This window comes from Bradyrhizobium erythrophlei (assembly GCF_900129505.1).
In the GTDB taxonomy this organism is placed as follows: domain Bacteria; phylum Pseudomonadota; class Alphaproteobacteria; order Rhizobiales; family Xanthobacteraceae; genus Bradyrhizobium; species Bradyrhizobium erythrophlei_D.
This window is the reverse complement of the sequence record NZ_LT670818.1, coordinates 2,510,717-2,536,755: the sequence shown is the minus strand read 5'-3', so window position 1 is coordinate 2,536,755 and position 26,039 is coordinate 2,510,717. Positions and strand designations below refer to the sequence as shown.

Sequence of the window (26,039 nt, the reverse complement as noted above, 5' to 3'; positions counted from 1 at the left end):
AATGTCGGCTACTCGGATCGATGCGGCCGAAATGAACCCTCGAGTGCGCACTCTAACAAATCTGCTCGCTTAAGCATTTACGCATTGATACCGGCATGCTGCTGTGTTGTCTTCATGCGTTTGCACTATGACGTGCTTTCGGATCCGGCAGTGACATCGGATTCTGATGTCGCCACGCAAACCCATCCCTGCAGGTAGGGTCGAGCCTAGAGAGCTGGCGCAAGACGTTATGGAAAAACGCGCGGTCATGCCGCGTGGTCTGCTTCATCGCGGCTTTGACTGCGTCGCATGAACCGGACGCGGCCGAGCGATCGGTAAAGGAGCAAAACTGGATCAGCGGGTAAGCTCGGCGAGAGATGGCCGTCGGCTTTTTGGGGCCGCGACAAGACCCTCGGAGGGCGCCAGGCCTTGAGCACAGGGGGCGCGAGCTCCCGGCAGATTGTTTTCCGGCTCCGGCAGATGCTTCGCCGCCTCAGGTTACGTCGAAATTGCTGATATCGATTGGCGCATGCCGTGATACAAAGCCCATATCGCGGCCTGGGTTCGATTGTGAGCGTTGATCTTGCGCAGGATAGATTTGACGTGCACTTTGACCGTCGCCTCTGTGATATCGAAACGTCGGCTGATCTGTTTGTTGGACGCGCCGTCGACGATGCATTCGAGGATTTCGGCTTCCCTAGGCGACAGGCGACTCACAGGCTCGTCGAACGAATGGACTCCGCCGTCTCGGCCGGCCATGGTATCAACGCCTTCGTCAAGCTTTGGAGCCAGCAATGCCGACGAGATGACGACCTCACCAGCGACAACGAGATCAAGCCATTGCACGAAGGCATCCTTGCTTATCGACCTCGACAGATAGGCATCCGCTCCGGCGCGTATCACCTCCGCGCAGGTAACTGGATTGATGCAATCGCCGAGAACGACAATCTTGGCGGTCTTCAACTGTCCCCGGACATGCGTGATTGCCGCCAAGTTGGCCTCGTCATCCTCCAGTACGAGAATGACAATTTCCGGCTCGTGTTCTCCGGGTGAGATGTGGAATTCCTTGGGACTCGGGGCGACGCCGGCCAAACGATAGTAGTTCGCCGTACGCAGCAAGTGCACAAGGCCATACGTGAAGAGTGAATCCGGGGAAATAACAACCGCTGAGATCACGCTGTGCATGACAAGCAACCGAGACTGAAACTGAACTTGAGATGACACTATTAAGACAATTGCATGAAGATTGTTGCGGCAGGCGGCATGTGCATCCGCACTACTAATAACGGACTAGATCGAAATGCCTATAATTTTGCCTTATCCATGCAAAATGATAATAAGCCAGTCTTGGCCGAGGCGGAGGCCCACACGCCCGAGCATTGGCGCCACGACTACAAGCGGGGCTATTACTGGCTGGCCTTGCAATTGCGGCGAGCTTTGCCGCGCGGGCCGCTCTGAGCCATCTTCTGGGCCATCAGCCGGTAATTCATCATCTATCTCCCGGCCATCATCCTATCGGCCTTCGCGGGAGGAAGGTTCCCGACGTTCCTAGCAATCTTTCTATCCAGTGTGCTCGGACTCTCGCATGTTGGGCATCAGGCGTCGGCCTACGGCAGCAACCCGATCGTCTTTTACGGTTCGAGGGCGGCCAGGGCGGGCCTCGTCGAGCAGGACTCAGGCAAACGGTGAGCCCGCGCCGCTGGGCAAACGCGAAGATCAAGCTTTCGCTTCCTTCAGCCAGGAGCCCGCGCGCACTGCTGCCTCTGTGCGGTTGCGAACGCCAAGTATCCGCATGAGGGCTGCGACATGAATTTTGGTCGTGGCCTCCGCAATACTAAGTGCTCGCGCTATCTCTTTATTTGAACGGCCTTCCGCTATCAAGATGAGGACATCGCGTTGACGCGCGGTCAACCTTTGAAGTTCTGCGATCTGCGGTTCTGCATTTCCAGGGAACAGTGGCACGCAATTTCCGGTCGCGGTGTCCAATTTGAATTCTGCGATCATCGCGGGAACGTAGATGCGGCCGGACAGCACGTCGGAGGTCGCTGTTATGATTTCGGCATCTGATTGGCTCTTTGAAATATAACCGTGGAGACCCCACTCCAGCGCCCGAAGTATGTCAGCGCGAGCTTCCGATGCCGAAATAATTACGAACCGTGTGTTCGGGTAGCTGGCGCGGATCTCTCTGAGAATATTAAAGGAAAGCTCTCCATCCATCCTAAGATCGATCATGACAAGATCGATCCGGTTTGAGTCCTCCAGCCGCGCGATCGCAGCGTCCATGCTGTCGGCTTCTATAACATCTAAATCTGGAAGCGTGCTCTGCAAAGTCATCCGCAGCCCACGGCGGTAAAGCCCGTGATCATCTGCGATAAGGATGCGAGGCATAGGCCGCTCCAATCGCCTGCCTTTCGTTAGCTTTAGGACATTCCGAAGGTTTTCGCCACCTAATCCAAACGGTGGTCTCCTCGATATCTGATGCGCTCGACCGCCGCGTAACGCGGCCCTGACATCATCGTACCGTCCCGCACTGCGAGAGAGCATGGTACGTCTTTCGTGGTACTTCCTCGTAGTACTTTCTCGTAGGAATTTACGTCCATTCAAAAAACGGCCAATTCTCCCAGTGCGAAGGCTTAGAGGATGAGCCCATCATTCGAGAGAGGGAACCCAATCCGGAGGGAACCATGCAAACAGAAAGTACCCAGGTTTTAGGGGACGTAGCGGCGAGTGTTCGGGGTCCGATACAAGACCCGGATGTGTTTCGCTACGACAATATTCCTTTGTCTCCCTCGGTTCCCCGGTCGGTTCCCCATCTGCATTTCGCCATCTCGAATCTGATTGAGCGCCTGGGTTGCGGATGCGTTGTCGTCGACAAGCATCGAAGAATCATCCAAATTGACGCCGCTGCTCAGACAATGCTTGATCGCGCAGATGCAGTAGCCGACCAGAAATCCTCTCGATACCAATACGCTCTTCGCGAGCTGATCGATCGCAGCGGACTCGAACTTAAATTGGGTTCCCTGATCTGGCTTGCGACATCCTGCAATCGTGGCATCGCTGTGCTGTTGGGTCAGTTCAATAATTTTTCAATGGATCAAGCGACCACTATCGCTCTGCTAGACCTAGATATCTTTCCCGCGCCCAATCCTACCACGCTCAAACGATTGTTCGGCTTGACGTTTGCTGAAGCTCGCCTGGCGTTTCATCTCGCACAGGGCAGGACGCCGAAAGAAATTGCCAAAATTCTGCGGGTAAGCCGCGCGACGATCGGATCACAGTTGGGGGCAATATTTTCCAAAACCAACACCAAGCGGCAGGCCGCGCTCGTTGCCCTGCTTGCCCGGATCGCCGTCCTACCGTGATCGGAGCAAACTCGCACATCTGCAACGCGCGGGCGAAAACCGACAAGCATTTGCGCCTGCCACCCGACGTAACGTCCAGCTTTGTTCACCAGGGCGTTAACGGAAATTCGAACTGCTTGAGCAGGCGTCGTTCTGGCCGGTTCGCTTAAGCGTCATGTGAACGAATGAAGACGTAGATGTCCGCCCTCGCTACTCTCCCGTCATTGTTGCGCCCGAACCTGCTGGGCTTCGCAAAGGCTACCTGCGCGAGGTCGTGCGGACCTACTAAAACGCGAAGGCATCATTTTGCGGCCTGAAGCCGATTTTTTAAACCCCGGCCACGACCGAGAGAAGCAGCATGAAGCCCCATCTATTCTGCGTCGGAGGCGAGGATCACCATCTCCGCATTCCCTTTCTGATTGCCTTGAGGCAGCGCGGTTTTCGCGTTACCGCGGCGGGTACCGGCGATCCGTCACCTTTTTCTCGTGCCGAGATAGAGTACCGTCAATACCAGTTTGATCGATTTGATGCGCATACCTTTCCCCGCTCGGAACTGCGCTGTCTCGCCCGACTCGTGCGTGACGTACAGCCGGACCTCATTCAAGCTTTTGATACGAAACCTAACCTATTGGTTCCATTTGCTGTCAGGCATGCAGCCCCAATCCTTCGCACGATCAACGGCATGGGTTGGGTTTTCTCATCCACCAGTTTGTACACCCTTGCTCTGCGCCCAATCTATTGCGCACTTCAGCGCGTCGCCGCGCGCTGGACCGCTGGTACAGTTTTTCAGAACCGAGACGACAAGAAATTCTTCGAGCGATATAGGCTGCTGGGACACAGCCCGGGATACTTGATCGGCGGATCGGGCATAGAAATCGACGCGTTTCCAACCGCCGCCCCTTCCGACGCAGCCGGACGGGAGAGACGCAGAGCTAGCGACGCTGGCGTTGTCATAACCGTAAGTCGGCTGACAAAACAGAAAGGCATACTCACTCTTCTACGGGCGGCCGATATCGTTCACACCGCACTTCCCGAAGTGCGCTTTATCCTCGTCGGTCCGCGGGAGAGCGAGGGCCCGTTTGCAGTGCCGCAGGAAGAGATCGAGCGTCGCAGACCCTATGTAACTGCGCTCGGGGTGCGGACCGACGTGCCAGCGTTACTACGGCAGGCTGACGTCTTCGCTTTCCCGTCCGAATATCGCGAAGGCATTCCACGTGTGCTGCTTGAAGCAGGACTTGCCGGCCTGCCGATCGTGACGACGCGGATGCCGGGTTGTGCCGATGTAGTGACCGATGGCTGGAACGGGTATCTCGTACCACCGCGCGACCCACAGCGCCTGGCCAGACGCATCCTGGATCTGCTGCATGAACAGACCACCGCCGCGGTCATGGGTCAGCGTTCAATATCCCTAGTGCGGCGCAAGTTTAGCCTGGACACCATCGTGGGCCAGTATGCCCGCATCTACGAACGAGTCGTGAAATGCCACATTGCGGGCGACAGGACTGGAAGCGAAGGTGAACTCCAACTCACCTCGTCCAGCCATTCCACTATTGATACTGGCGGCATGTCATGACGCGGGACGCGCTTCTTGCTCTCGGCATTTCTCTGTCATCGGCAACGCAGTGGCGGTTTTCCGGTTTGCCTCTCGGTCTCGGCGATTTATTGATCGTTCTGTGGATCCTAATTTGTGTCTTCGACTTGCTCGCCCGCCGCAGCTCAACGCATGTTGCGGCACTCTATCGGCTCGCCACGTTCTGGGGCCTCTTTGCATTCGCCTTGAGCATCGGGGCCCTCGTTGGTTTCATCGTCGAATACCGCGTCGCCACCGACTTGTCACTGCACGACACTTTCGCGTACCTGCTGATGGCGACGATGACCTGCCTTGCTGTAGCCATCGCCGATGAGCCCGTGCACTTTCGTCGTGCGGCGTGGCTGTTGATGCTGTTTTGGAATATTGGTATTGCCGCCCAGATTGCTGCAGGCTGGGAGATCATTCACCTTCCGTCCGTAGAGCCATGGTATTGGGACCGCTTTCGCGGATGGGCAGAAAATCCCAATCAGCTAGCGATAGTGTGTTGCGTCACCACTTTGCTAGCGGTCCATCTGGCGTCAACGTCAACGGGATTCGGCTGTCTTTTCGGGCTCCTGGCCGCGGTGGGACCGCTTGTCGCCGGCCGCCTTTCGAAGAGCGACACGTTCATTTCCGTGATGATCTTTTCGGGCGCGCTCCTGGTCGGACTGCAGTTGCGTCGCTCGGTCTCGACTGCCAGCTCTCGCTCCGGTCTTCGTTACGCGTTCGTACTTCTCGCGTTGATATTCGTCGTTCCGGCGGCCGTGTCCCTGTGGCCATTCGCGAAAGCGGGCGCCAGCGATGCTGAAGATTTTGCATTAAGTTTGGCCAAGGACAAGGGAGGAGCGGCCTCAGAGCGCACATTGGACCTCCGGCTTCACCTATGGGAGCAAGCGATCGAGCTCGGTGCGCGCTCTGGCTCGCTCGGCCTGGGACCTGGGCCACATCTCGATCCGCCCGACGTTGTCCATAACCGCGACAACCCGTTCGAGGCTCACAACACGCCTCTCGACGTCTTTCTCCAGGGGGGCATCATCGGGTTGGGCGCCCTCGCTGGGCTAGTTGCGAGTACCGCCCTGCTGCTATACCGCGCGAAACTTGATGCGCTCCTCGTACTAGTGATCGCCGTCACGATCTTCAGTACCGCCCACTTGATCATCCGACATCCCATTGTCTGGTTTGCAATGGCCCTTTGCGTATCCACGGGATGCGCTCAGCTTCGTTTATCGCCGGCGCTAAACACGAGGAGATGAGATGTGCGGCATCGCAGGTATCCTGTCGTCTCAGCGCTATCTCGGCGCGACTGACCCGCGTGCGATTGTCCGGATGACAGATGCTATGCGCCACCGCGGCCCAAACGGTGAAGGATTCTGGAGCGATCGCGAAGCTGGCATCACTTTGGGGCATCGCCGTCTTGCCATCATTGACCTGACCGACGCCGGACACCAGCCGATGCATTCGTCCACTGGACGGTTCGTGATCACTTTTAACGGCGAAATATACAATTTCCGAACACTGCGCCAACAACTGGTGGATCTCGGCTATCGATTTCGGGGCGGCAGTGACACCGAAGTACTGCTGTGCGCCATCGAGTGCTGGGGCCTCGAGTCCGCTCTTAAGCGCAGCAACGGAATGTTTGCGATGGCTCTCTGGGATCGGAACACCCGCATCCTCCATTTGGCTCGAGATCGCATGGGAAAAAAGCCGCTCTACGTGGCCAAGATCCCATCGGGCGTTGTATTTGCCTCGGAGCTGAAAGCCATCCATGCGTGCTCTGCGGCCGACTCCGATCTAAGTTTGCCCGCCGTCGCTGCCCTGCTCTCGCGCGGCAGAGTTCCCGACGAACACTGCATCTGGTCGAACGTCTTCAAGCTCCCGCCCGCCGGGCTGCTCTCACTACGGCCGGAAGATCTCTCGGATCAGGTCGACCTCGATAAAATACATTGCAACATTCGGACATGGTGGTCGTTGAGCGGGTTGGCGCAGAGGTCGCGGATGGACCCTCTCCCGGACCCGGATGCCGACCTCATAGTCAAACTCGATGAGGTGCTTCGCGCCGCTGTCCGCGAGCGCATGGTGGCGGATGTGCCTGTCGGAGCATTTTTATCAGGCGGACTTGATAGCTCCACTGTGGTTGCTCTGATGCAGGCTCAATCTTCGCAGCCGGTCCGAACATTTACCGTCGCCTTTGATGAACAGGCATATGACGAATCGTCCTACGCCGCGTCCGTTGCCCGCCACTTCGGGACCGATCATACGGAAGTGCGCTTGACCTCAGCCGACGCCCTCGATGTCATTCCATCACTGCCTGCGATATGGGACGAACCTTTCGCCGACGAATCTCAAATCCCAACCTTGCTGATTTCGCGCGAGGCACAAAAACACGTAACGGTGGCTCTGAGCGGCGACGGCGGCGACGAATGCTTTGCAGGATATACCCGGCACGTTGTCATGGCTCGCGTAGCCCACCTCCTCGGTTCCAATCGATCGCTCCGGCGGACGGCCGCAAAACTCGCGGCTCGAGTGGCTAGCGGTACATACGCCAGATTTGCTAATGTCGTAACGCTTCCGAGTCTCGGCTCCCCCCTGTTGCAAACCGCCCGGGTCAGTCGCTTCGCAAAGATTCTGGCCGCGAGCGATGAGCGGGCCATTTATGACGAAATGACTCGACTTTCGGAGCTTTCGCTGGCCCTGTCTGGCGAGCCTGAGACCGGCAATGACGGGCCAGAGCTCGACGAGCCGCTGTCGCAATTTCTGTTCCGTGATATGGCCGAATACCTGCCGAGCGATATTCTCGTAAAGCTCGATCGTGCCAGCATGTCCACGAGCCTGGAAGCTCGGTGCCCGATGCTCGATCACAGAGTGATCGAGTTTGCATGGCGACTGCCCACCAACACCAAGATACGGAATGGCCAAGGCAAATGGATTCTGCGCCAGGTCCTCGCTCGCTACTTGCCGCGGCACCAGTTCGAACGGCCGAAGCAGGGATTTAATGTTCCGATCGGCGCGTGGCTCAAGGGACCACTGCGCGCGTGGGCATCCGATCTTCTCTCCGAGACACGCCTGCGCAAACAGGGGCTGCTTGACGTCTCTCTCGTCAAGTCATGTTGGCGCGATCATCTCAATGGGACACGCGACCACTCACGCGTGCTGTGGGCAGCTCTCATGCTGCAGGCTTGGCTGGACTCTGTTGCCGCATCGCCAACGGACTCCCTTGCCGCATTGCCACGCCCGCTCCCGACACAAACTTTCAACATGCATCAGGGGTAGCGAATCTTGGACGCATTCAGTGATGAGCACAGAAGATCGCAACTTCTTGCGGCGCAAGAAATCAGGCAACTCGAAGCCGCGGCCCGGATCGCACGCGCCGCCGAGCCAGTAGACGGTGCCGAGGCTATCAAGCGCATCTTCAATACGTTACAACGCCGTCGCCGCGTGATTGTTTACACGGTGGCCGCCGGCGGCATTCTGGCTTTGCTCGCTTCGATCATCTTCGGGCCCTCGTACCTGGCCACGGCGCAGCTCATTATTGACTTGCAGCGGCCCGATATTAGTAACCAGGGCATGACTGGCGCTCCCATCGCCGTCTCACAGGTCGCCGAAGACTCTGCCATTGATACCCACATCACCACGCTAACGTCGGACGCCAACCTCCGGCAGGCCTTGCAAGCGCTCGGGTCTCTCGACGAGAAGGATGTCGGGAGAGCAGACAAGCCAGCAATTCTCAAAGAGAATGCCGCGCTTACTCGGCTACGGCGCGGGCTCAAGGTTGGACAGGAGCGTCGATCCAGGATTATCAGCGTTGGCTACAATGATCGCGATCCTAACCAAGCGGCGCAGATTGCGAACGCCGTCGCGCGGGTTTATGTGAACTCCCTTCGGCGCGAAAAGCGCGACACTGCCGCGCTCGCCGTGAGCCGGTTCAGTCAGCGTCTGGGCGATGTACGCGACGAGGTAGCGCGTGCAGAAACCGAGATGCACACTTTTCGTCAGGTCCACGTCGCCAATGAGGCGGCAGGTCCGGATCAAACGGAACAGCAGATAACGCAAACGGCTCGCCAACTTGCGCTGCTCAGATCCGACACCGATGCAGGACAAAAGCGGCTCGACGAGTTCCGCAATTTACGCCGTGGTGGCGGATCGATCCTCGACTTAGCCAAGGTGCTTGATTCGCCGCGGTTGACCGAGTTGGCGAACATCGCGGCCAGAAAACTGCGCGGCCGTTCGGATGCAGCAGATCCGCCGTTACCTGATCTTCTTCGGGCGATCGATAATGAGATCGTCGCGAGTACATCTCGACTGGAGCTAGAGCAGCGCACCTACCAATCTCAAATCCAATCTATCGAGAGCAGGTTGGAGCTCCTCCGTCATGCCGCCGCCGAGGCAACCGACGATACTATTGGATTGCGAGCGCTTGAACGCAAGGCTTCCGCGCTCGGTCAGCTCTACGAAAGTCTTCTTCGAGAACGCCAGGATCTGATCGAACGCGGCAAACTTGCGGAACCCGACATAAGGATCCTCGCCTTAGCCGAACCACCCATTCATCCAACCTCGTTTAACAGACTATTTCTCATCCCACCTGCGCTCGTCGCATTTATCCTGTTCGGCTGCATGATTTCGCTGACTCTGGATCGTCTCGATCACACCTTGCGCGGAGAGCGGGAGACGGCCGAAGCCCTGCACATTCCATGTGCTGGCTTAGTACCGCGGCTGATGCCGCGCGAGGCACACTCAATCCCGCATCTGCTGCGCGAACACCCCGGCGCGCCATATTCCAAGGCGGTGCGCTCGATATTTACCGGGAGCGTCCCGATATTCCGAAATGGTCCGGAGCACAAGATCTTCGTGATAACCTCAAGTATTCCGGGCGAAGGGAAAACCACTCTCGCCTGGAGTTTGGCACTACTCGCTGCTCAGCTTCAATGGAAGGTTCTGGTGCTAGAAGCGGGCGGTCAAGCTTCTCCGCTTCGCACGCAGGCAATGAGTTTGCTCGAGTTTCGATCTCCGGTTGCCACTTTAACCGATGTCATGGCAAAACGAAGTCCGATCGCTTCGGCCGCTGGGTCGATTGGCAGATCCTGCATTAGTTTTCTGCCTTTCGGCAGCGAGAACAAATTACTTCCGGTGCTTGCAAACCCGGGGTTTGCAAGCTTGATCGAGCAGGTCCGCGATACCTATGATCTCGTGATCGTCGATGCCCCGTCAATATTCGATAGCAGCGAAGTGAGGCTGCTCGTCAGTAAAGCGGACAAGATACTGTTCGCTGTGCGTTGGGGTACTACGCCCCGTGAAACTGCCGTTAGCGCTATCCAGCTCATTCAGTCGGCGGACCAATATGATCCAAATGATCCGAACAAGATAGTCTCCGTCTTGACGGACGTGGATCTCCGCCAACACGCGCGCTATCGCTTTGCCGATCACGGCGATTTCTTGAGCAAGCCGAAGTCATGACAATGGCATTCCACAGCGACCAATTCCCCCGTAACGTCGCCGCGCCGCAGCAGCTCGTCCGGACCTGTCTGCGCGATAGCTCCACAACGGAGCCGAGCTGATGATCGTCGAGTTTTTCGGGCCACCCGGTGCTGGCAAAACAACCCTTGCTCGTGCACTTTTGTGTCGTTTGCGTGAGCGCGGCTATACGACCAAGATTGCCCTTGTGCACCAGCCCGACAAAGTATCCCTCTTCGATCCGGGCGGCCTAGGATATGCTTTGGGCCGGATAGGTCAAGCCATCGTTGGCGTTGTTGCGATGACGTTCCACCCGATCACCCACAGCCATGCGTTCAGCGCCGTAGCCCGATTGGTGTACATGTTGCCGCCGAGGAACCCGGTCTGGTTCATTCGGGTCAGCCAATATATCCTGCGGCTATCGGAGATTTGGCGTCAGTCATCCGATGTCGATCCAATCATCGTCTTCGATCAAGCCTTTATTCAGGCTGTTTGCTCACTGTCAGTATTCAGTCGAACCGTAGACGAGGCAGTATTCCTGCGCGCTCTGAAGCTTATCCCAAAATCCGACGTTGCGGTCTATGTAAGGGTCGATCCAGATGTGCAGGAGGCCCGTCTTCGCAATCGCAAGCGGAGTGAGCCGGTGATCGCGCGCTTCTTCGAGGCCGGGGAGAGCACGAATCTGCAATTCGCTCCAATCATCGAGAGCGTAAATGCGTTGCTGCAGAAGCACGGACGGCCAGTGGTTGTCGTCCAGCTCGACGAGCCGTCGTCCATCGATCATGTTGTCGATAAGATAGAGCGGGAAATTCTCACGAGACTTGAAGGCAAGTCAAACGCTGTAGGGCATGCAGTTGCGGGCGCCACTCAGGCTGACCAACGATGCATGATATGTGACGATAGCATCCAAACATGTGACAACAGCGTCGAAGCCCTTGCGTTTCCAGTCCCGCCCACAGCGGCAGCGGTTGGAGCCCGACTGGCATCGGACCGATGCACAGGCAGGAGAGGTGACCATTTCACGCGGGCCACCATTTTGGCATTGGCCACCTATATTTGCGGTGCGGGTCTGACCTGTGCCGTGCAATTTTTGGTCGCACGTCTGCTCCACGCCCATGGGTATGGGATCTATTCGTATGTTTGGGCTTGGGTTTCGCTGCTGTCGTATGTCACGACGCTGGGTTTGGTTACGTTCGTCCTGCGCTTTACGTCGGCTTACCGAGCGTCCGACGAATGGTCCCTCATGTATGGTAGTATCCGCTTCGCGATCAGCCGTGCACTTGCGGCGGCAGTAATGGCATCGATCGCAGGCCTCGTCATCCTGTGGCTTCGGTGGAACGAACTGGAGCCAAACTTCGCGATCAGCCTGGCGATTGGCATCGCGACTATCCCGCTGATCACCTTGCATCTGGTCGGCGCGGGCATCATTCGGGTGTTCGGCGGCTTCATCGCAGCCATCCTCCCCGAACGAGTGTTCCGTGATGGGTTGCTGCTGGCGACGGTCGGCTTTGCCGCCTGGGGTCAATTCTGGCCCCTGGATACACAGATGGTCCTAGTCGCGTCGTTTGTCAGTACTGCCGCCACGCTTGTGTTTGTCATCTACGTCGCCATCAGGCTGTGGCCGGAGCAGATCAAGGGAATTGAGCCGACTTATCTGCCGCGTGAATGGTGGTCATTCGCACTTCCGGTCATGATGATGATGGGTCTTGAAATCCTCATGGCGCGTACTGGGGTGCTGGTGCTTGGCTGGAGTGGACGGATTTCCGAAGCGGGCCTCTTTGCGCTGGCCTTCAATCTGGCAATGCTGATCCAACTGTCGCGGGCCGCGGTCAGCATCTACTTTTCTCCTACTGCGTCCGCGGTGTACGAACGCGGTGATTTCCCTGACCTCCAGTACCTGTTCGCCCGCGCCACCGTCCTGTCGCTGGCAGGTGGCGCCATGCTAGCGCTTCCTGTTTTGATTCTTACAGGCCCGCTGCTGAATTTGTTCGGGCAAGACTTTGCCGGCGATACTCACATCGCCCAAACGTTGGTGATGGGACAATTCCTCGCCGCGGCTGGCGGTCCGCAGCAAAACCTGCTGACGATGACCGGCCATGAACGATCGGCGGCAGCGATTATGCTAGTGTTCGCGGCTCTGACGATCGCGGGATGTGCAATCACGACAATTCACTACGGCGCAATGGGAGCGGCAGTTGTGACCTCGGGAACGCTAGTCGCCTGGAATGTGGCGATGGCAATTCACATTAAGCGGTGCCTCGGAATCAAACCCGGCCTTGTGTTGGCCGTTACCGCATTTTGGACCGGGCGCCAGCAAACAATGACAGCGCCCCAACAGCGAGCGGGTGAAACAACTCTGAACGTGTTGAGATAGGCCTCCACCATTGGAGGAATGAAAAGGACGGACGACGCAACGCCGGTTGGCGAAGCCAGCCGCCCCGAATGATTTATCTGGACCGCGGAGTGCACGATGGACTGGTACAACTCGAAACGGACACAATTTCGCCACCGGCCAGCAGCGACGACGAGTAGCAGCGGGCTTCCAATGAGCGATGATTATCGCGTCAGCCATGCGGCGCCCGGCGCAGGAGAACATTACAACAAGACCTATGACGCGGGTTACTATGCCGCGCTCTGGATCAAAATCGAAAAGCCCCTGGTCGAGGCGACTTTGGGCGCGTTGGGCGGACCGCACAAAACGTGTCTCGATTTCGCATGCGGCACGGGCCGCATCACGAACGTTGCGGCCGAATGCTTTGGGAAGGTCGTGGGCGTCGATGTGTCTTTGCCCATGCTCGCCTGCGCAAGCGTACCGAACAATGTCCAACTGCATCGGATAGATATTACAAGCGAAGCGTTGGGTGAAACCTTTGACGCCGTCACAGCCTTCCGTTTTTTTCTCAACGCGGACGAACGTTTGCGAAAGGAAGCGCTGCAAGCGATCCGGGAGCACTTGAACGAGGCGGGATGGCTCATTTGCAACATGCAGATGAATGCTACTTCACCATTCGGGATTGCTTCGCGCATGGTGAGCCGACTTCCATGGTCCCAAGTACGAAATACGATGAGCATCGATGAACTAAGTACCTTGTTGACGGCGGGTGGATTTGCGATCGAGAAGGTCACACCCTACGGCTATCTTCCGCGGCCGGGTCGGTTGCTACCGAAACTCTGCGAAGCATGGATTGAACCGGTTGAGCGGATCGCAAGCTCCATCAAAATCCCCGCGCGATTTGCCCAGCAATTCCTTGTCGTCGCGAAGAAGCGATAGGAGTATTGCCAATGTTCCACCCCGTTGGCATTGTCCTGCGGATTTTGCTCGACGAGCGGCCTGACCGGACGAAGGTACCGGTCGGCCTATCATCGAGAGCTGGCTCTGGGTTTCTGTTCGCGCTGCTCTCACCTCCTGCAAAAACGGCGCCATGTTTATGGCCAAGCCGGCTAGGCCGCGGAGCGGAGCAGGCCCAAATAGTGCGAGCGAAGAACCGGCACCTTGACGAGCAGCGGGTAGATACAATTCGTGGCAGGCCCCAGATGACGCGCCAGGGGTGGCAGCAACGTGAGCGATTCAAGCTGCAATTCAAAAGATGGAAACAGCTCTCGTATCCGACGCTTGGTGATCGGTCTAACGTTCCGGTTCCACGGGTTCGGGTATCTCATGTCGTACCAGATGATAGTGCCCCCGCTCGCAAGAACGCGGGCAATACTAAGCGCGACGTTTTCGGCCATCCCACGATCTAAGATCGACGAAAAAACTGTGAAGACAGTCACCACGTCAAACCGCTTGTCGGGAAAGTCAATTTGTTCGGCATTTCCCTCCTTTAAGGTGAAAGAAGGATATCTCTTCCGGGCGACTTGGATCCGATTTAGCAGCAAGTCGATGCCGAACAAACCATCCGCGGGAACTCCCTGCTCATGAAACAGATTGAGCAGGCTGCCGTAACCGCACCCGACGTCGAGCACCCGGCATCGCGTCAGGTTGTGGGGAAGCCTACTGAGAAGGCCTCTTAAACGGTCGTCCCGCTCACCGAGGGACCTTAAGTAGCCGGCATTGCTACAATCGTATGTCGGCTCCCAGCGTGCATAAACTGATCTGATGCGGTCGACTTCTTCGTTATTCATTGCGGTACTACCTCCTTCGCGCAGATCGAGCCAGCTATTTGCCTATCGTCGCCACATTAGTGTACAGCGTACAGTGACCGCGAAAGCTGCCGGTCTCTCGGCCGGATCTCTGGCGACACCGCGCGCAGGGCGGCGCTCGGTGGTCAGCTATAGCGGGGCTGAACGCAGGGCAGAACCGACGATGCCCTGGGTCGAGCCGGCGATGTCATGGCGCTCCAAACCTTAGCGGATTCCAAGGTTAGTCTGTCGGCATGCGTCGGCATCGTGCATTCGAAGGATGTGACTCAAAGATCGCGTAGAGTACCCTTGGCTAGAGTGCTCCTGGTGGACCGATCCAGCGGGACGAGCACCAGCCATGCCGATCTGATGACAATGATCACGGTCGGGCGCTCAACGTGCTGAGCATCAACGGTGAATTCTGCAGATTATCCAGGGTGAGGTGAAGGCGGTCCTGGCTTTTGGCACTTAGCCGACGGGGGCGCTTTGGCGTACGTCCGCTACGCGCCAGTGCGGTCATCGCCCCTCCAAGCCGTAGCTCGCTCAAGCTATAAGGTGAATTTGTGTTTCTTGACCCTGAGTCTCGGGGATCGCCGTCCAAAATTTGCCCGCATAGGTTGGCCTGTTGCGCTACGTCCTTTCGAGGAAAGCAGGTGTGATGGGCTGTGGAGTCGATTGCGCGGATTCGACGCGAGCACCTTATCAAGGGCAATACGACCACGGAGATCGCCCGCGACCTGAGGGTTCCTAGCAATACGGTCCGCAAAGCTGCTGAGGTCGGGCGAGACTCGTTTGAAATATGAACGGAAGGTGCACAGCCGCGACGAAAACTTGGCCGGTGGACGAGCGAGCTCGGCACGCTGCGGGCGGCAATGCGCCGGCCCGTGAACAATTCACGCTGATCCAGATATTCGAAGAGCTGCGCGAGCGCGGCACTCCCCGTCCCATTGAACATCATTTTGCAATTCGATCGACACCACGACATCCTCGTTCATGATTTCCAGCAGTCGATGGCCCCGAGTTTCCAACGCACGGGTTCGAAGCCTCGTTGAATTTCGCTCGAATGATTTTCTCGATCGTCACTTCAGCCAAGCGGATGGCTCCAGGTCGGCTTATTGCCACGCCAGTTTTTGTTCGATCCGCATCGATATGTACGATCCACCTATAGCCCGGCGGGCTAAGGATCTGAACTACGCTATATGGGACGCCTCTGTGCTCCATATTTGGATCCGCCTGGTGCTCGACAATCTCTCAACCCATTCGGCCGGGGCGCTCTACCAGGCCTTTCCGGCCGACGAAGCACGGCGGGTACGGCGCCGATTGGAGTTCCACTACGTCCCAAAGCACGCCAGCTGGCTGAACATGGTCGAGATCGAGATCGGCGTTCTCGCCCGCCAATGCCTCGATCGGCGCATCGACAGTTTCGTCCGCCTCGTCGCCGAGACCGTCGCCTGGGAGAAACGGCGCAATGCCGACCGCGCCCGCATCAAATGGATGTTCACAACCGAAAAGGCTCGCGCCAAAATGGCGCGCGCCTATCCAAGGCCCTCAGCCAAATCAGGCCAATTTCAACGAGTCAAAACCTCTGTGTCGAGGTACTAGCCAGCTCTGACGAAAGCAGAAAATAAATGCCCCAAATTGCCTGCTATGGCCGCAGCGATTGCGAGCCAACGAATTTTTCGCTCCGCTAAGTATCTGAAACAGCAGCCGCTTTTCTTCCGCTCGCGGCCAGCATCCATATCGCGATCGAATGGCGTCTGTCAAAAATCTGGGGCGAAAGAAAAAAATCCCTGGATGATAGGACCCGGTGGTCGGAACGTTCACCTTGATCAAGGACAAGGATCGCAAAACCATTCATCCGACCCTTGGCGCAGCTGCAACAACGGCGGCCGTCAAGACTGCGGAAAGCACGGTTGATCCTTCGGTCACCAGCAGCACGTAATGCTGGCGGCCCTGATGATCGGACTTTTTGTTGATATTTCCATCGTTCGCGATTGCGACGCTGGCGCTGCTGTTGGGAGCGCGACGCGAGGCCGGTGCTGAGGGGTTCGACCAACCCCAGCCCTTTGGCACCGGCACTTTTCGGATGGTAAGGCGATGCACGTTTAATGCTAAGCGGAGCCCGTGACCGGCGACATCAGCACGAAATAAAAAAGAGGCCGCAATGTAAGGCGGCCTCTCAAATCAAAACTGCTTTAGCCAATGTTGCGGCGGCGACGCCGCACTAACCAATAAGCGCCATAACCTATGCCTGCCGCAAGACCGGGAAGACCAGCGCCAAGGAGAGGAGCCGGAGCGCCCTTTGCGCAGCCATTGCCCACGTCCTTGTCAATACCACAATTGGCAAGAGAAGGCTGCGGAAGAAACGCCAACGCGGCGGCCAAAGCTATCGCAGGTAAAACACGGAAAGCGTTTTTCATGATCTAATTTTCCGAACCTTCAAAGCAAATCCTGCCGCCATGCCGCAATTATAAGATGAAACTCAGCCAGGGTCAAACTTCCGCGTTCGATTAATGCAATTCCATATGCTGGTTTATTAGGCGAATGCTGGCGATTTATACGGTTTGGATTTAACTCTGCAACCGGAGAGACGATAGTATCGAATTGGGATGTCCCGGAACGGAATCCGACGCTTTCCGTTGTGCCAATGTGTCTGGCAATTCGGAGAGATCAATGATCAATCAGCGTCGGTCGAACTGGACACCGGTGATCGTGTCAAACTTCGGCAATCCAGCCGATGAGATTTTTGGATGCCAAGCATCATCCGCATTGCATCCAGCGTACACCGACGGATTCCTCGGAGAGGCATCGAACGACTTCGACCCAAAAGCTGAGCGCCAAAGCCGATCTTCGTTTTTCAATCGGGGTCGCCCTCGTGCTTGCGCTGCCGGCGGTCATCGGCTTCGGCATTTACGAAGTGGCGAGGTCAATTGTCCTTATAGCGAGTTGAACAATAGGTCTGGGCAACGCGAAAGCGGCGACGGAGATTACACGATGTTTCGAGGCGCTTTATCCGCATCGAAAGCGCGAGTGCATCGGAAGTCAATTTAACCAGTCCCACTTGGGACCCGGTGCGTTTAAGCTCTCCCAACTCTAGCCGAATGTGCTTCAATTCCTTTCGGAGGTGCTGTAACGCCTCTGGTTCATGCCCGGGTCCGTCTAGCTTTGTGAATCCGTCGAAAACTCTTTCGTCCAGCGCCGGTCCCATAAGCGCTTCTCCTTAATTCTATTGTCCGAACCCATCACGCCAGCTATTTAAGGCGTTTTGCTGGTTCGCAGTTAACTTTCTCGCGAGCGAGGAGTTGCTTCCTTCGCCGCAACAATTTTGGGCGCGCGATGCCAACTTAGCGCTCACCGTCGATGATCTTTTGCGCAGATCTATCGCAGGTCGCCCAATAATATCTGGCGGTCCTTGCCGCTTTTACCCGCAAATATCTGCACTATTTGCCACTTCACACGGTGGCTGAAGAATATTCAGAGTTCCTAGGTCTGATAGGCAACGCTTCGCTTCAGTCCAGCTTGCTTAAAAAAACTCATTTACAGTTTGGTACCCTCCTGCCATCTTCCGCATTGCATCACATTCGGTTCGATCTCTTTGATCAGGGGGAGCATGTGATGCGTTTTCTAGCTCGTTCGACGATTGCTGGATTGGCGTGTGCGGTGCTGGTGGTCTCCTCCGCACAAGCCACCATAATTTACGACGGGCCCTCCGCCGCTATGGCAACCGATCAATCCTTCACGCTGAATTTCAATTCGGGGGCTTCCACATCGGAGCTTTCCTTCATCTTGGATGGATACGGGAGCCTCGACGGGAAAAACGCCTACGAAGATGATTTTTCGTTGAAGTTAAACGACAAGCAAGTCTTTCTGGGCACGTTCAATCTCGGTGGCGGCAGCAACAGCGGATCGCAAGCTAACGTTTATTCTAATCCGTTCGGAGCGAGCCTCTCTAACCCCACGAACAACGGTACGGGCATCGGCTGGAACGGTGGGAAAGAAACTTTCACCTTCGCCGGTCTACCGCTGAATGTCGGTTTGAATACTCTCACCTTTTCCTACCTGAGTTTGACCGGCGACCACGCCGGTTTTCAGGGCCTTGGTGATGAAGGTTGGGGCGTCGAAAAGGTGGAAGCCAGCGCCACGCCCTTGCCGCCCACCTGGACAATGATGCTGATCGGTCTCGGTGGCTTTGGCTGGCTTACCAGCCGTCGCAAGAAAGAAAGAGCGTTCGCCGTCGCCTGACAACCGGCAACCGGTTGCGCCGATTCGTCTTTGATAGATGGCGGGAGCGATAGTTGAAGCCGATCAAATTACTCAGCACCGAGGACAAAGTTGGAAATCTTCACGCCCGATATAGGGAGTTGTTGCGTCTCCGCGCCTATGTTCATCAGCAACAACAATCCCGCCACGAACGGGGGATGCTTACAGGAGCGGACGGCCGGAGACCGCTCATGAAAACGAGGAATGGAAAACCGTGAATTATCCTTTGTACCGGGTGATCCTATGTCCAATAACGTCTCTGCTCGTCTTTTGCTGCATCCCGGTCTTCGGCGCACTTTTTCTCTTAGAGGGCGAGCGGCTATAGCCAGCAGCGCCTCACAGGCTAAGCGATCACAGTCTGATCTAAAAGCCTGGGAAGCGAGCCTCGCAGGAACATGTTCCGTATCCGATAAGCCCTTTGATCTTGATTTCGGCAACTCAGTGTGCGGCGAGATAAAGCCGCAGCGAGACTATGGAATTTTTTCCGCTGTCTATCTGATCGCGGTCGCAGTAGCAGAAATTGGCTGGCTCTGGCTCATCGCCCGGATCGCAATTTATTTGATAAGACGTTTTCTACAATGAGGCGATTTTCGCAACAAACTAAGAAGCGTCGTCGGCTCTTTTCGCTGACGTCGCGCGCGCGACTTCCGACGCCAGCACGTTCAAGTGCTGCGCCAGCCTAGCGAACAGATCTCGCTAGGGGTCGGATGCAAGGAAGATCAGCTATGATCGTGGAACAAATCCAAGGCTAACTGGCGCTCGTATTCGACGGCCAGCGCCAGCAACGCGGTCTAGTCGTCATTTATTAGAATGTGTGTGAGCAGTTGCCGTATGTTTGTGAGCTAGTTCACTATGCTCGTGAGCCGCAGCTGCATGTTGCTTTGCCTCCGTGTGCTCGCCAACAGCGTGATGGTGCTCAGCTTGATGGTGATGATGCGCGGCGGCATGGTGGTGAGCAGCGGCTGAGTGATGATGCTCCTGCGCCGGATGCGCGGGATGCTTCGGTGCTTGTGCCATCGGAAGTCCTCCCTTTTTTTGTGATTAAACGAACAGAACCATACCACGCGTTGGCTTTTCGAAAGAATCAGAATCCGTCCGGCTGGCCGTTCATGAAACCGTGATCGGACTGTCACAAACAGCCGATTCGGAACAGTTTTCCGCGCGGCACTCGTGCCACGGCATCGTCCGAAGCCTTGTTCGAAATTGAATCGCGGGCGACCGATGGCCCCGCCGAGTCAGGATGCCTGAGGAGTTGCACCAGCAGGCGCGAAGTGTATCCCCTAATTGCTCGTGTTTTCTTGTCACTGCGATACGAGGTCTAGGCCGCGCGGTCGCGGCTAAAGAACGCGGGCCTGCGCAAGCGCCAGCGCGTGAAGGCGCTGCGGCTTGCCGACATTGAATCCGACTGCGAACCCTTGATGATGTGCGCGGCCGCCCACTTCTCGTTCCTGAAAAGCCTACGCAGCGAGAAAGCTATCTGCAGGTGTTGGTTGCGCTCGTTTCCCAGCGGAAAAGAACGAGCGTAGCGCAGCATGGTGCGCCGCAGCTCCGCAAGTTCATCGAGGGTGTACAGAGGCTTGACGAGCGGGACGGGTGTCATTGAATCGCGCTTGCGCCTTTTACGGCGCGAACGCGAGAAAATCGCGATCACATTAGTCGCCAAGGCCTTCAGCGGTATGTACGTCACACGAGCAACAGACGGCATGGCAGCTTCCTATGTGGAGGGCGAGGCCAGATTCTCGCAGCTCATGAAATGGTGACGACGATGCTTTCGGTCGCGGCACACATCAGGCAGACGTAAGTGCGCAAATCGAAGCCGGGCTTATCCGGTTGAAGACGCGAAAGGATCATTGGAGACTCGCAGTCCGCACAGAACGGACGCTCACTGGAAGCTTTGCCATGGAAAAACGAGGGGGCGGAACGATTGAGCATAACACGGTTCCCTTGGTTGGGCGCGGGCGCAACAACTCTCAGTCACCAATGCCTTGGCACGGGGGTGATGGGGGCATCCTGCTTCAATTCAGACTGAGTGCGTGGTCAACATTGCTCAATCACGAAACATCACACTCGTGCCGAGCGCGCGGTTCATTTGTGCGCCTGCGGCGCGCGGGTTGGTGCGTTTTGGGGAGGTGAAACTACGTCAACAAGCGCGACGCAATTCGTGCATTCGGACTGTACTTTCCCGAAATTCCACAATTCGATTGTAAGCCGGTTCTTTTCCCGAGTGACCGCAAATGACCGCGCTGCAGGCAATCATTTTGGGAATGTTTTTGACGTTGACTCCGTCAGCGTTGTTCTGACGCGGGTGCTTTGGCAGGAGGGCAAGTTGCCGCACCATCAGCTCGGACTGTCGTATCGCTGCTTTGAGGATACCGCTTCCGACTTGATCGACTGCGCCGCGCATATCAACGACGAGATCACCACTCAGGAAGAACTCGTGGCGCGGCTCCGATTGATCGATTCGTGCAAGTCGGTCCTCGTCGCTGTAGGCTTCACCGTCAGCATTGGATCGCAAGCCCTTCGTCATTGAGGACAATCAAGAGGGCCAGGGCCGCTTTTCGGCGGCCGATGGCTCCGTCGAGTCAGGATGCGTGATCGATGAGGGTGCGCCAAGCATGCGCGTTCTTGAGTTGCTTCCATTCCTCTGCTTCTGCCAGCCAGTATTCCGCTTCTGCAAATTCCATTTCTTTTTTGGCAAGCGTAGCCCGATCACGGCACATGATTTCCAACGCCGCAAATTCCTCGGTTGAGTACATTGAGCTACCCATCATGGTTGCCCAAGTCTAACCTGCTCCCTCTGAACGCCAACTTACGATGTCGTAACAAGCCTTGACACATGCGTGAGGCTATTTCTCAACGTTGCTGGCGTTTGGTTTATCGCTGGATGAAAACCTGCGGGGAAGCGAACCTCTCAACCATTTGTCGACGCCAAACGCTATGACCCTGCCGGACACGGATCTGCATGTGAAATGTGACCCGGTGGCGTTAAGCGCGAGCGGAGTGGATGGTTCCATCCGCCGCCTTATTTGGAAGCGGAGGCGAGGTTAGTTGTCCCGCCAAGTGACGGCGATTTTATACTTTGCGTGCTACGGTGGGTAGCGCGCGGGTGAGTCGTTCTATCGGGTCCGGGGAGCCTCAGGCTTCGGCGGATCACCCGCCGAAAGGCCGGTATCCGTGTTTCAATGCTATCTAGATGACAGTGGGACTAGCGGACTGCCAATTGTCACGCTTGGTGGCTTTCTGGCTCATATGAACCAATGGGAGAAGGCAGAGCCGAAGCTAGACGCTGCGATGAATGGTCATGGCGTGGAAGTTTTCCATGCCAAGCAATTTCATGACACCGACCAGCCTTTCGCGGGCTGGAGTAAGGTCAGAAAGCTAAGCTTTACCGATGAGGTTTTTTCCGCATCCCATCTGGCATTGGCGGGGATTAGCATTGCCGTTGAAAAAGAAGGGTTGAAAAAAGGAAAGAAGCTTCAGCCGGGGGCGTTCGACAGGATGTCGCCGATTGGTGTGGCATTCGCCGCCATAATGACGAGGTTACTGACTAACCCAGCCGTCGCCCCTGCGATTAAACAAGAGGGAATTTCCTTTCTGCTGGAAACGGGAAATACCAATAATTCCGAAATAGAGCAGTACTTTCACAGAATGGCGAAGATGCCCGTTTTTGAAGGCACGCTGCGCTCAATAAGCATCGTTCCGAAATCTCATAGTAGGGCAATCCAGCTCGCGGATTTTTTTGTTTTTTACAGTCGTAGATCTTTGAGAAACAAGTTTCGCTTCCACAGGAAGAATATAACGCTTCCCGCATGTCCATACCTGGGAATCATCCAGAGCCACGGTCCGATTTTTCAGGATATAGCCGCCGGCGTACCAAGGAGCACGGGAGCGATTATGGGCAAAGACGTACGAAGTCTTAGCGATCTTGCCGCTTTGACGAAGATGCGCTTCCCATAATTCTATCCAAAGTTTTTTGAATCTCTCGCCGCATTCGTCAATGCCAAGCTCCCTAGAAGCGGCTGCGCGGATCAAGCTATCGCGGCGCGCGAGGCCCTTGCCGAGCGGGTCAGGGTCCTGGACACTATGTCCGTTACTAGACCGACGAACTATGTCCGTTACTAGACGGACGCCCCGGATGATTTGTTTTAATGTCGCCGCTGGGGGATCAGAGCATGGGGGGACATCACCATGACTGACAGCGAAAGTTGGAAGGAGCGCAGAAATCAGGTGGCTCGCTATCGAGCGATGGAGCAAGAGACCACTGATCCGCTCGCGGCACGTTTGCTCCACGATATCGTCCTAGATTTGGAAGTCGAGTTGGAGGGATCGCCGCAAGGCGTCGGCCTCAATGCTGCATGAGCATCGACGCATCCTAAATCAGGGTGTTCCTTTAAACTTTGCGAGCACCCGATCTAGTCGTGCCACGTATTCGGCGCACGCCTCGGTAGCCTTCTGCTCAATCCCATCTACCGTGAAGAAGTAGCCAGGTTTATAGATGATTGGTGCCGGCAGCCGGGTGGTCCGCTCACATAGAAAGTGCCGGATTTATCAGAATAGGTGTCGCCGACGATTTTAATTTCCTCGGTCTTAACGGTGCGAGAAGAACCACTCTCGTGGACTTCGACATTTCGATCATCGATCATGAATTTGACCAGACCTGCTTCTGACGGACTCAAGCTTGCATCCCAATTTTTGCGCCAGCCATTGTAGGTCGGCTGTTCGTGCTTTAATCGATAATCGACGGTCCTTGCCGCACTGAGACAAGCGCTGAGGTAGAAATCGAACGGGTCTCTGTCGCCGACGGCTCTGCTCTCTTGGTCCCTCATTTTGTCCAAAAAGAATTGAGCTTCTCGCAGTTTTTTCTCGATCCTTTCTAGGTCCATTTTACCCGCCGTGTGCTCGTTGATCTGGGATGCCGAATCAGACGTTTCTTCCGGAACGGATTTCCCAAGGTCGTGTTGATCGTCAGAAAGAACTAATTGGAAATTGTGGTTTGCGACATAAATCAGGAATTTAAAAAGCGCGCTCATACGCTCAAAGTGGAATGTCATATACACGACGATAAATGGGAATGATATCGGCCCTGACGGCCCAACGCCTGAACGTAGCAGCTATGGCGACGTACCATTAGCCGCTCGCGTTCATGCTGCGATCGCCACGCTCAATCCGTAACTGTCGGGCGAGACGCGAGCCGAAGTGTTTGCCAAGTTGATGCAGGCCGATACGCCGTCGCTGGTGCCGGAGAATCGCCGCCTGCATGGCTAGATGATCGACGGCGTACCAGTTGATGTCCGCCGCGCGGACGGCTCGATCGGCGGCAAATTGGTCCGCCTGATAGACTTCGACGACCCCGACGCGAACGACTGGCTGGCGGTAAATCAATACACAGTGATCGAGAACAAGGCGAACCGTCGCCCAGACGTGGTGATCTTCGTCAACGGCTTGTCGCTTGGCGTGATCGAACTCAAGAACCCCGGCGACGAGAACGCGACGCTTGATGGTGCCTTCAACCAGTTGCAAATACCATCCCTGTTCCGCACAAATGCCGCTCTACTGATCTCTGATGGCATTGCGGCCCGCATAGGGTCGCTGACCGCTGACCGCTGACCGCGAGCGCTTCATGCCGTGGCGGACGGTGACAGGTGAGGATATTGCATCCAAGGGCACCCCGGAACTTGAGACCGTTCTCAAGGGTGTGATCGACCGCCGCCGCTTTCTCGATTTGATCAAGGACTTCATTGTCTTTGGCGATACCGGCAGCGACGTCGCAAAGATACTCGCGGGTTATCACCAATTCCACGCCGTGCGTCATGCGGTGACGCGCACGCTGGCGGCGAGCGCGCCGCAGGGCGACCGCAAGGCGGGAGTGATCTGGCACACGCAAGGCTCAGGCAAGAGCCTGCTGATGGCGTTCTATGCGAGACAGATCGTCAAGCACCCGGCGATGCAGATTCCCCCCTAATCGTGCTGACCGACCGCAACGATCTCGATGATCAGTTGTTCAGCACCTTTAGCATGTGCAAAGACCTGCTGCGGCAAACTCCGCAACAAGCTGCCGACCGCGATGATCTTGAAGGGCCACGGCCTGATGCAGGCCATTGCCCGCGTCAACCGAGTGTTCCGGGACAAGCCAGCCGGTCTGGTCGTGGACTACATCGGCGTCGCGCAGAACCTTCAAAGCGCGCTTGGGCAATATGCGGGTCACGGCGGTGATCAGGTCGGCATCAATGAGGCGGAGGCCATTCGGGTCCTGTTGGAGAAGTATGAGATCGTGAGGGCAATGTTTCGTCCCGACACCAAGGGCGGGTTCGATTATCGTCCCGCTCTGGCTAGCTCTTCCACGGCCCAGACGCGCCTTTCAATTATAGCTGGAGCAATCGATTGGGTCCTAACGGCTCAGCAAGCTGATGCCGCGAAGGAAACCAGTGACGAAACCAAGAAGCGAGCACACCGACGCTTTGCTGATGGCGTGGCGGCGTTGTCCAAGGCTTTTGCCTTGGCAGCAACAAGTGAAGAAGCGCGAGCTATTAGGGAGGAGGTAGGTTTCTTTCAAGCCATTCGGGCCGCGCTTGTTAAGAATTTGCCGGGGGATGGCAAGAAAAGCAGCGCCGAACGGGAACTGGCTATTCAGCAACTGGTAAGCCGTGCTGTCGTCTCGACTGAGATTGTTGACATCATGAAGGCGGCAGGACTGGAAAGCCCAGATATCTCGATCCTGTCCGACGAGTTCCTCGCCGAGGTACGAAATAGCGACAAAAAGAATTTCGCTAAAGAGGCATTAAAGAAGCTGATCAATGGGAACGTGAGATCGCAGTCAAAGCGCAATGTCACGCAGTCCAAGATGTTTTCGGAGAGACTGGAAGCGGCAATCGCCCGTTATCACACGAACGCCATCACGACGGCGGAGGTCCTGGAAGAGCTGATAAGGCTTGCAAAGGATATCCGAGCCGTACGCGCCCGAGGCGAGGACGGGCCTTAGCGACGGAGAAATCGCCTTCTACGACGCGCTTGCGGAAAATGACAGCGCGCGGCAGGTGATGGGCGAACCAACGTTGAGGGTAATAGCCCATGAGCTTGTGACCGTCATCAAAGGCAATGTGTCGTTGGATTGGATGCATCGAGACAGTGCCCGCGCCAACATTCGGCTGCACGTGAAAGGCTGCTACGCAGTATGGATTTCCACCTGATTTGCAGGACGCTGCGGTCCAAAACGTATTGCAGCAGGCTGAGGCGTTATCGGCTGAGTGGGCAGCATGATTGAATTTCCAAACCACAAATTCGAAAGCCTCAACTTCGATAATGCTGGCTTGCCGAACCCAGGT

General features: G+C 56.4%; 22 protein-coding genes and 2 pseudogenes. 17 read left to right on the top strand and 7 right to left on the bottom strand.

Going from position 1 to position 26,039, the window contains the following annotated elements; genetic code table 11:
* Window positions 1–477 precede the first annotated feature (477 nt).
* Window positions 478–1,164 carry a LuxR C-terminal-related transcriptional regulator gene (locus tag B5525_RS11885; RefSeq protein WP_079566176.1) on the bottom strand — a complete coding sequence of 229 codons (687 nt, stop codon included), beginning with the start codon at window positions 1,162–1,164 and terminating at the stop codon, window positions 478–480.
* Between the two features lie 54 nt (window positions 1,165–1,218).
* Between B5525_RS11885 and B5525_RS11880 the strand changes: the two genes are divergently transcribed.
* On the top strand, window positions 1,219–1,437 hold the full coding sequence (locus B5525_RS11880; RefSeq protein ID WP_079566175.1) for a hypothetical protein: 219 nt from the start codon (window positions 1,219–1,221) through the stop codon (window positions 1,435–1,437).
* A 258-nt stretch (window positions 1,438–1,695) separates the two neighbouring features.
* Here the strand turns inward: B5525_RS11880 and B5525_RS11875 are convergent, their stop codons facing one another.
* Window positions 1,696–2,367: a response regulator gene (locus tag B5525_RS11875; RefSeq protein WP_079566174.1), complete on the bottom strand. Its 672-nt coding sequence runs from the start codon at window positions 2,365–2,367 to the stop codon at window positions 1,696–1,698.
* 296 nt (window positions 2,368–2,663) lie between these two features.
* Between B5525_RS11875 and B5525_RS11870 the strand changes: the two genes are divergently transcribed.
* From B5525_RS11870 to B5525_RS11840, 7 genes are all read left to right on the top strand, one after another.
* On the top strand, window positions 2,664–3,341 hold the full coding sequence (locus B5525_RS11870) for a helix-turn-helix transcriptional regulator (protein WP_079566173.1): 678 nt from the start codon (window positions 2,664–2,666) through the stop codon (window positions 3,339–3,341).
* A gap of 337 nt (window positions 3,342–3,678) precedes the next feature.
* On the top strand, window positions 3,679–4,893 hold the full coding sequence (locus B5525_RS11865) for a glycosyltransferase family 4 protein (protein WP_079566172.1): 1,215 nt from the start codon (window positions 3,679–3,681) through the stop codon (window positions 4,891–4,893).
* Entirely contained in the window at window positions 4,890–6,143 is a 1,254-nt protein-coding gene (locus B5525_RS11860; protein ID WP_079566171.1) for an O-antigen ligase family protein, read from the top strand. The genes B5525_RS11865 and B5525_RS11860 overlap by 4 nt, the downstream gene beginning before the upstream one ends.
* Window position 6,144: 1 nt before the next feature.
* Window positions 6,145–8,160, top strand: coding sequence for an asparagine synthase (glutamine-hydrolyzing) (asnB, locus tag B5525_RS11855; RefSeq protein ID WP_079566170.1), 2,016 nt, complete (start codon window positions 6,145–6,147; stop codon window positions 8,158–8,160).
* A 6-nt stretch (window positions 8,161–8,166) separates the two neighbouring features.
* Window positions 8,167–10,341, top strand: a complete 2,175-nt coding sequence (locus B5525_RS11850) for a GumC family protein (protein WP_154073169.1) — start codon at window positions 8,167–8,169, stop codon at window positions 10,339–10,341.
* A 100-nt stretch (window positions 10,342–10,441) separates the two neighbouring features.
* The gene (locus B5525_RS11845; RefSeq protein ID WP_079566168.1) at window positions 10,442–12,712 is read left to right on the top strand and encodes an oligosaccharide flippase family protein; all 2,271 of its coding nucleotides are present in this window, start codon (window positions 10,442–10,444) and stop codon (window positions 12,710–12,712) included.
* A gap of 96 nt (window positions 12,713–12,808) precedes the next feature.
* Window positions 12,809–13,609: a class I SAM-dependent DNA methyltransferase gene (locus B5525_RS11840; RefSeq protein WP_244567873.1), complete on the top strand. Its 801-nt coding sequence runs from the start codon at window positions 12,809–12,811 to the stop codon at window positions 13,607–13,609.
* A gap of 170 nt (window positions 13,610–13,779) precedes the next feature.
* Here the strand turns inward: B5525_RS11840 and B5525_RS11835 are convergent, their stop codons facing one another.
* Window positions 13,780–14,460 (bottom strand): class I SAM-dependent methyltransferase, encoded by a 681-nt coding sequence (locus B5525_RS11835; RefSeq protein ID WP_079566166.1) that lies wholly within the window; start codon window positions 14,458–14,460, stop codon window positions 13,780–13,782.
* Between the two features lie 1,224 nt (window positions 14,461–15,684).
* Here B5525_RS11835 and B5525_RS43795 point away from each other — a divergent pair.
* A pseudogene (locus tag B5525_RS43795) lies at window positions 15,685–16,059 on the top strand (transposase); the annotation flags it as partial.
* Window positions 16,060–16,652: 593 nt separating this feature from the next.
* Here B5525_RS43795 and B5525_RS43790 read toward each other — a convergent pair.
* Complete coding sequence (locus B5525_RS43790; protein WP_154073168.1) at window positions 16,653–16,877, bottom strand: hypothetical protein; 225 nt, start codon at window positions 16,875–16,877, stop codon at window positions 16,653–16,655.
* Between the two features lie 1,195 nt (window positions 16,878–18,072).
* Here B5525_RS43790 and B5525_RS11820 point away from each other — a divergent pair.
* On the top strand, window positions 18,073–18,699 hold the full coding sequence (locus B5525_RS11820) for a PEP-CTERM sorting domain-containing protein (RefSeq protein ID WP_154073167.1): 627 nt from the start codon (window positions 18,073–18,075) through the stop codon (window positions 18,697–18,699).
* 222 nt (window positions 18,700–18,921) lie between these two features.
* Window positions 18,922–19,299 carry a hypothetical protein gene (locus B5525_RS43785; protein WP_154073166.1) on the top strand — a complete coding sequence of 126 codons (378 nt, stop codon included), beginning with the start codon at window positions 18,922–18,924 and terminating at the stop codon, window positions 19,297–19,299.
* A gap of 736 nt (window positions 19,300–20,035) precedes the next feature.
* Here the strand turns inward: B5525_RS43785 and B5525_RS11810 are convergent.
* Entirely contained in the window at window positions 20,036–20,422 is a 387-nt protein-coding gene (locus B5525_RS11810) for a hypothetical protein (RefSeq protein WP_154073165.1), read from the bottom strand.
* 519 nt (window positions 20,423–20,941) lie between these two features.
* Here B5525_RS11810 and B5525_RS45310 point away from each other — a divergent pair.
* On the top strand, window positions 20,942–21,247 hold the full coding sequence (locus tag B5525_RS45310; protein WP_079566160.1) for a hypothetical protein: 306 nt from the start codon (window positions 20,942–20,944) through the stop codon (window positions 21,245–21,247).
* A gap of 52 nt (window positions 21,248–21,299) precedes the next feature.
* On the opposite strand, the gene B5525_RS11800 is transcribed toward B5525_RS45310, so the two are convergent.
* Entirely contained in the window at window positions 21,300–21,473 is a 174-nt protein-coding gene (locus B5525_RS11800) for a hypothetical protein (RefSeq protein WP_154073163.1), read from the bottom strand.
* Between the two features lie 418 nt (window positions 21,474–21,891).
* Between B5525_RS11800 and B5525_RS11795 the strand changes: the two genes are divergently transcribed.
* Together B5525_RS11795 and B5525_RS45305 are read left to right on the top strand one after the other, a co-directional pair.
* The gene (locus B5525_RS11795) at window positions 21,892–22,674 is read left to right on the top strand and encodes a DUF3800 domain-containing protein (RefSeq protein ID WP_154073162.1); all 783 of its coding nucleotides are present in this window, start codon (window positions 21,892–21,894) and stop codon (window positions 22,672–22,674) included.
* A 231-nt stretch (window positions 22,675–22,905) separates the two neighbouring features.
* Window positions 22,906–23,076 (top strand): hypothetical protein, encoded by a 171-nt coding sequence (locus B5525_RS45305; protein WP_172899854.1) that lies wholly within the window; start codon window positions 22,906–22,908, stop codon window positions 23,074–23,076.
* 107 nt (window positions 23,077–23,183) lie between these two features.
* Here the strand turns inward: B5525_RS45305 and B5525_RS11790 are convergent, their stop codons facing one another.
* Window positions 23,184–23,747, bottom strand: coding sequence for a hypothetical protein (locus B5525_RS11790; protein ID WP_172899853.1), 564 nt, complete (start codon window positions 23,745–23,747; stop codon window positions 23,184–23,186).
* 235 nt (window positions 23,748–23,982) lie between these two features.
* Here B5525_RS11790 and B5525_RS45810 point away from each other — a divergent pair, with 235 nt between their 5' ends.
* From B5525_RS45810 to B5525_RS45800, 3 genes and pseudogenes are all read left to right on the top strand, one after another.
* On the top strand, window positions 23,983–24,324 hold the full coding sequence (locus tag B5525_RS45810; protein ID WP_197687916.1) for a type I restriction endonuclease: 342 nt from the start codon (window positions 23,983–23,985) through the stop codon (window positions 24,322–24,324).
* A 13-nt stretch (window positions 24,325–24,337) separates the two neighbouring features.
* Window positions 24,338–24,679 (top strand): type I restriction endonuclease subunit R, encoded by a 342-nt coding sequence (locus B5525_RS47165; protein WP_197687915.1) that lies wholly within the window; start codon window positions 24,338–24,340, stop codon window positions 24,677–24,679.
* Between the two features lie 27 nt (window positions 24,680–24,706).
* A pseudogene (locus B5525_RS45800) lies at window positions 24,707–25,904 on the top strand (type I restriction enzyme endonuclease domain-containing protein).
* Window positions 25,905–26,039 lie beyond the last annotated feature (135 nt).

Bases quoted from the DNA above. Each gene is read 5' to 3' on its own strand.
- B5525_RS11840 (WP_244567873.1), top strand. From the start codon at position 12,809: ATGGACTGGTACAACTCGAAACGGACACAATTTCGCCACCGGCCAGCA.
- B5525_RS11800 (WP_154073163.1), bottom strand. From the start codon at position 21,473: ATGTACTCAACCGAGGAATTTGCGGCGTTGGAAATCATGTGCCGTGAT.
- B5525_RS43790 (WP_154073168.1), bottom strand. From the start codon at position 16,877: ATGAAAAACGCTTTCCGTGTTTTACCTGCGATAGCTTTGGCCGCCGCG.
- B5525_RS11865 (WP_079566172.1), top strand. From the start codon at position 3,679: ATGAAGCCCCATCTATTCTGCGTCGGAGGCGAGGATCACCATCTCCGC.
- B5525_RS11885 (WP_079566176.1), bottom strand. From the start codon at position 1,164: ATGCACAGCGTGATCTCAGCGGTTGTTATTTCCCCGGATTCACTCTTC.
- B5525_RS11820 (WP_154073167.1), top strand. From the start codon at position 18,073: ATGCGTTTTCTAGCTCGTTCGACGATTGCTGGATTGGCGTGTGCGGTG.
- asnB (WP_079566170.1), top strand. From the start codon at position 6,145: ATGTGCGGCATCGCAGGTATCCTGTCGTCTCAGCGCTATCTCGGCGCG.
- B5525_RS11810 (WP_154073165.1), bottom strand. From the start codon at position 20,422: ATGCCGTCTGTTGCTCGTGTGACGTACATACCGCTGAAGGCCTTGGCG.
- B5525_RS11860 (WP_079566171.1), top strand. From the start codon at position 4,890: ATGACGCGGGACGCGCTTCTTGCTCTCGGCATTTCTCTGTCATCGGCA.
- B5525_RS11835 (WP_079566166.1), bottom strand. From the start codon at position 14,460: ATGAATAACGAAGAAGTCGACCGCATCAGATCAGTTTATGCACGCTGG.
- B5525_RS47165 (WP_197687915.1), top strand. From the start codon at position 24,338: ATGCCGTGGCGGACGGTGACAGGTGAGGATATTGCATCCAAGGGCACC.
- B5525_RS45305 (WP_172899854.1), top strand. From the start codon at position 22,906: ATGACTGACAGCGAAAGTTGGAAGGAGCGCAGAAATCAGGTGGCTCGC.
- B5525_RS11875 (WP_079566174.1), bottom strand. From the start codon at position 2,367: ATGCCTCGCATCCTTATCGCAGATGATCACGGGCTTTACCGCCGTGGG.
- B5525_RS11880 (WP_079566175.1), top strand. From the start codon at position 1,219: ATGAAGATTGTTGCGGCAGGCGGCATGTGCATCCGCACTACTAATAAC.
- B5525_RS11845 (WP_079566168.1), top strand. From the start codon at position 10,442: ATGATCGTCGAGTTTTTCGGGCCACCCGGTGCTGGCAAAACAACCCTT.
- B5525_RS11790 (WP_172899853.1), bottom strand. From the start codon at position 23,747: ATGAGCGCGCTTTTTAAATTCCTGATTTATGTCGCAAACCACAATTTC.
- B5525_RS45810 (WP_197687916.1), top strand. From the start codon at position 23,983: ATGATCGACGGCGTACCAGTTGATGTCCGCCGCGCGGACGGCTCGATC.
- B5525_RS43785 (WP_154073166.1), top strand. From the start codon at position 18,922: ATGGAAAACCGTGAATTATCCTTTGTACCGGGTGATCCTATGTCCAAT.
- B5525_RS11870 (WP_079566173.1), top strand. From the start codon at position 2,664: ATGCAAACAGAAAGTACCCAGGTTTTAGGGGACGTAGCGGCGAGTGTT.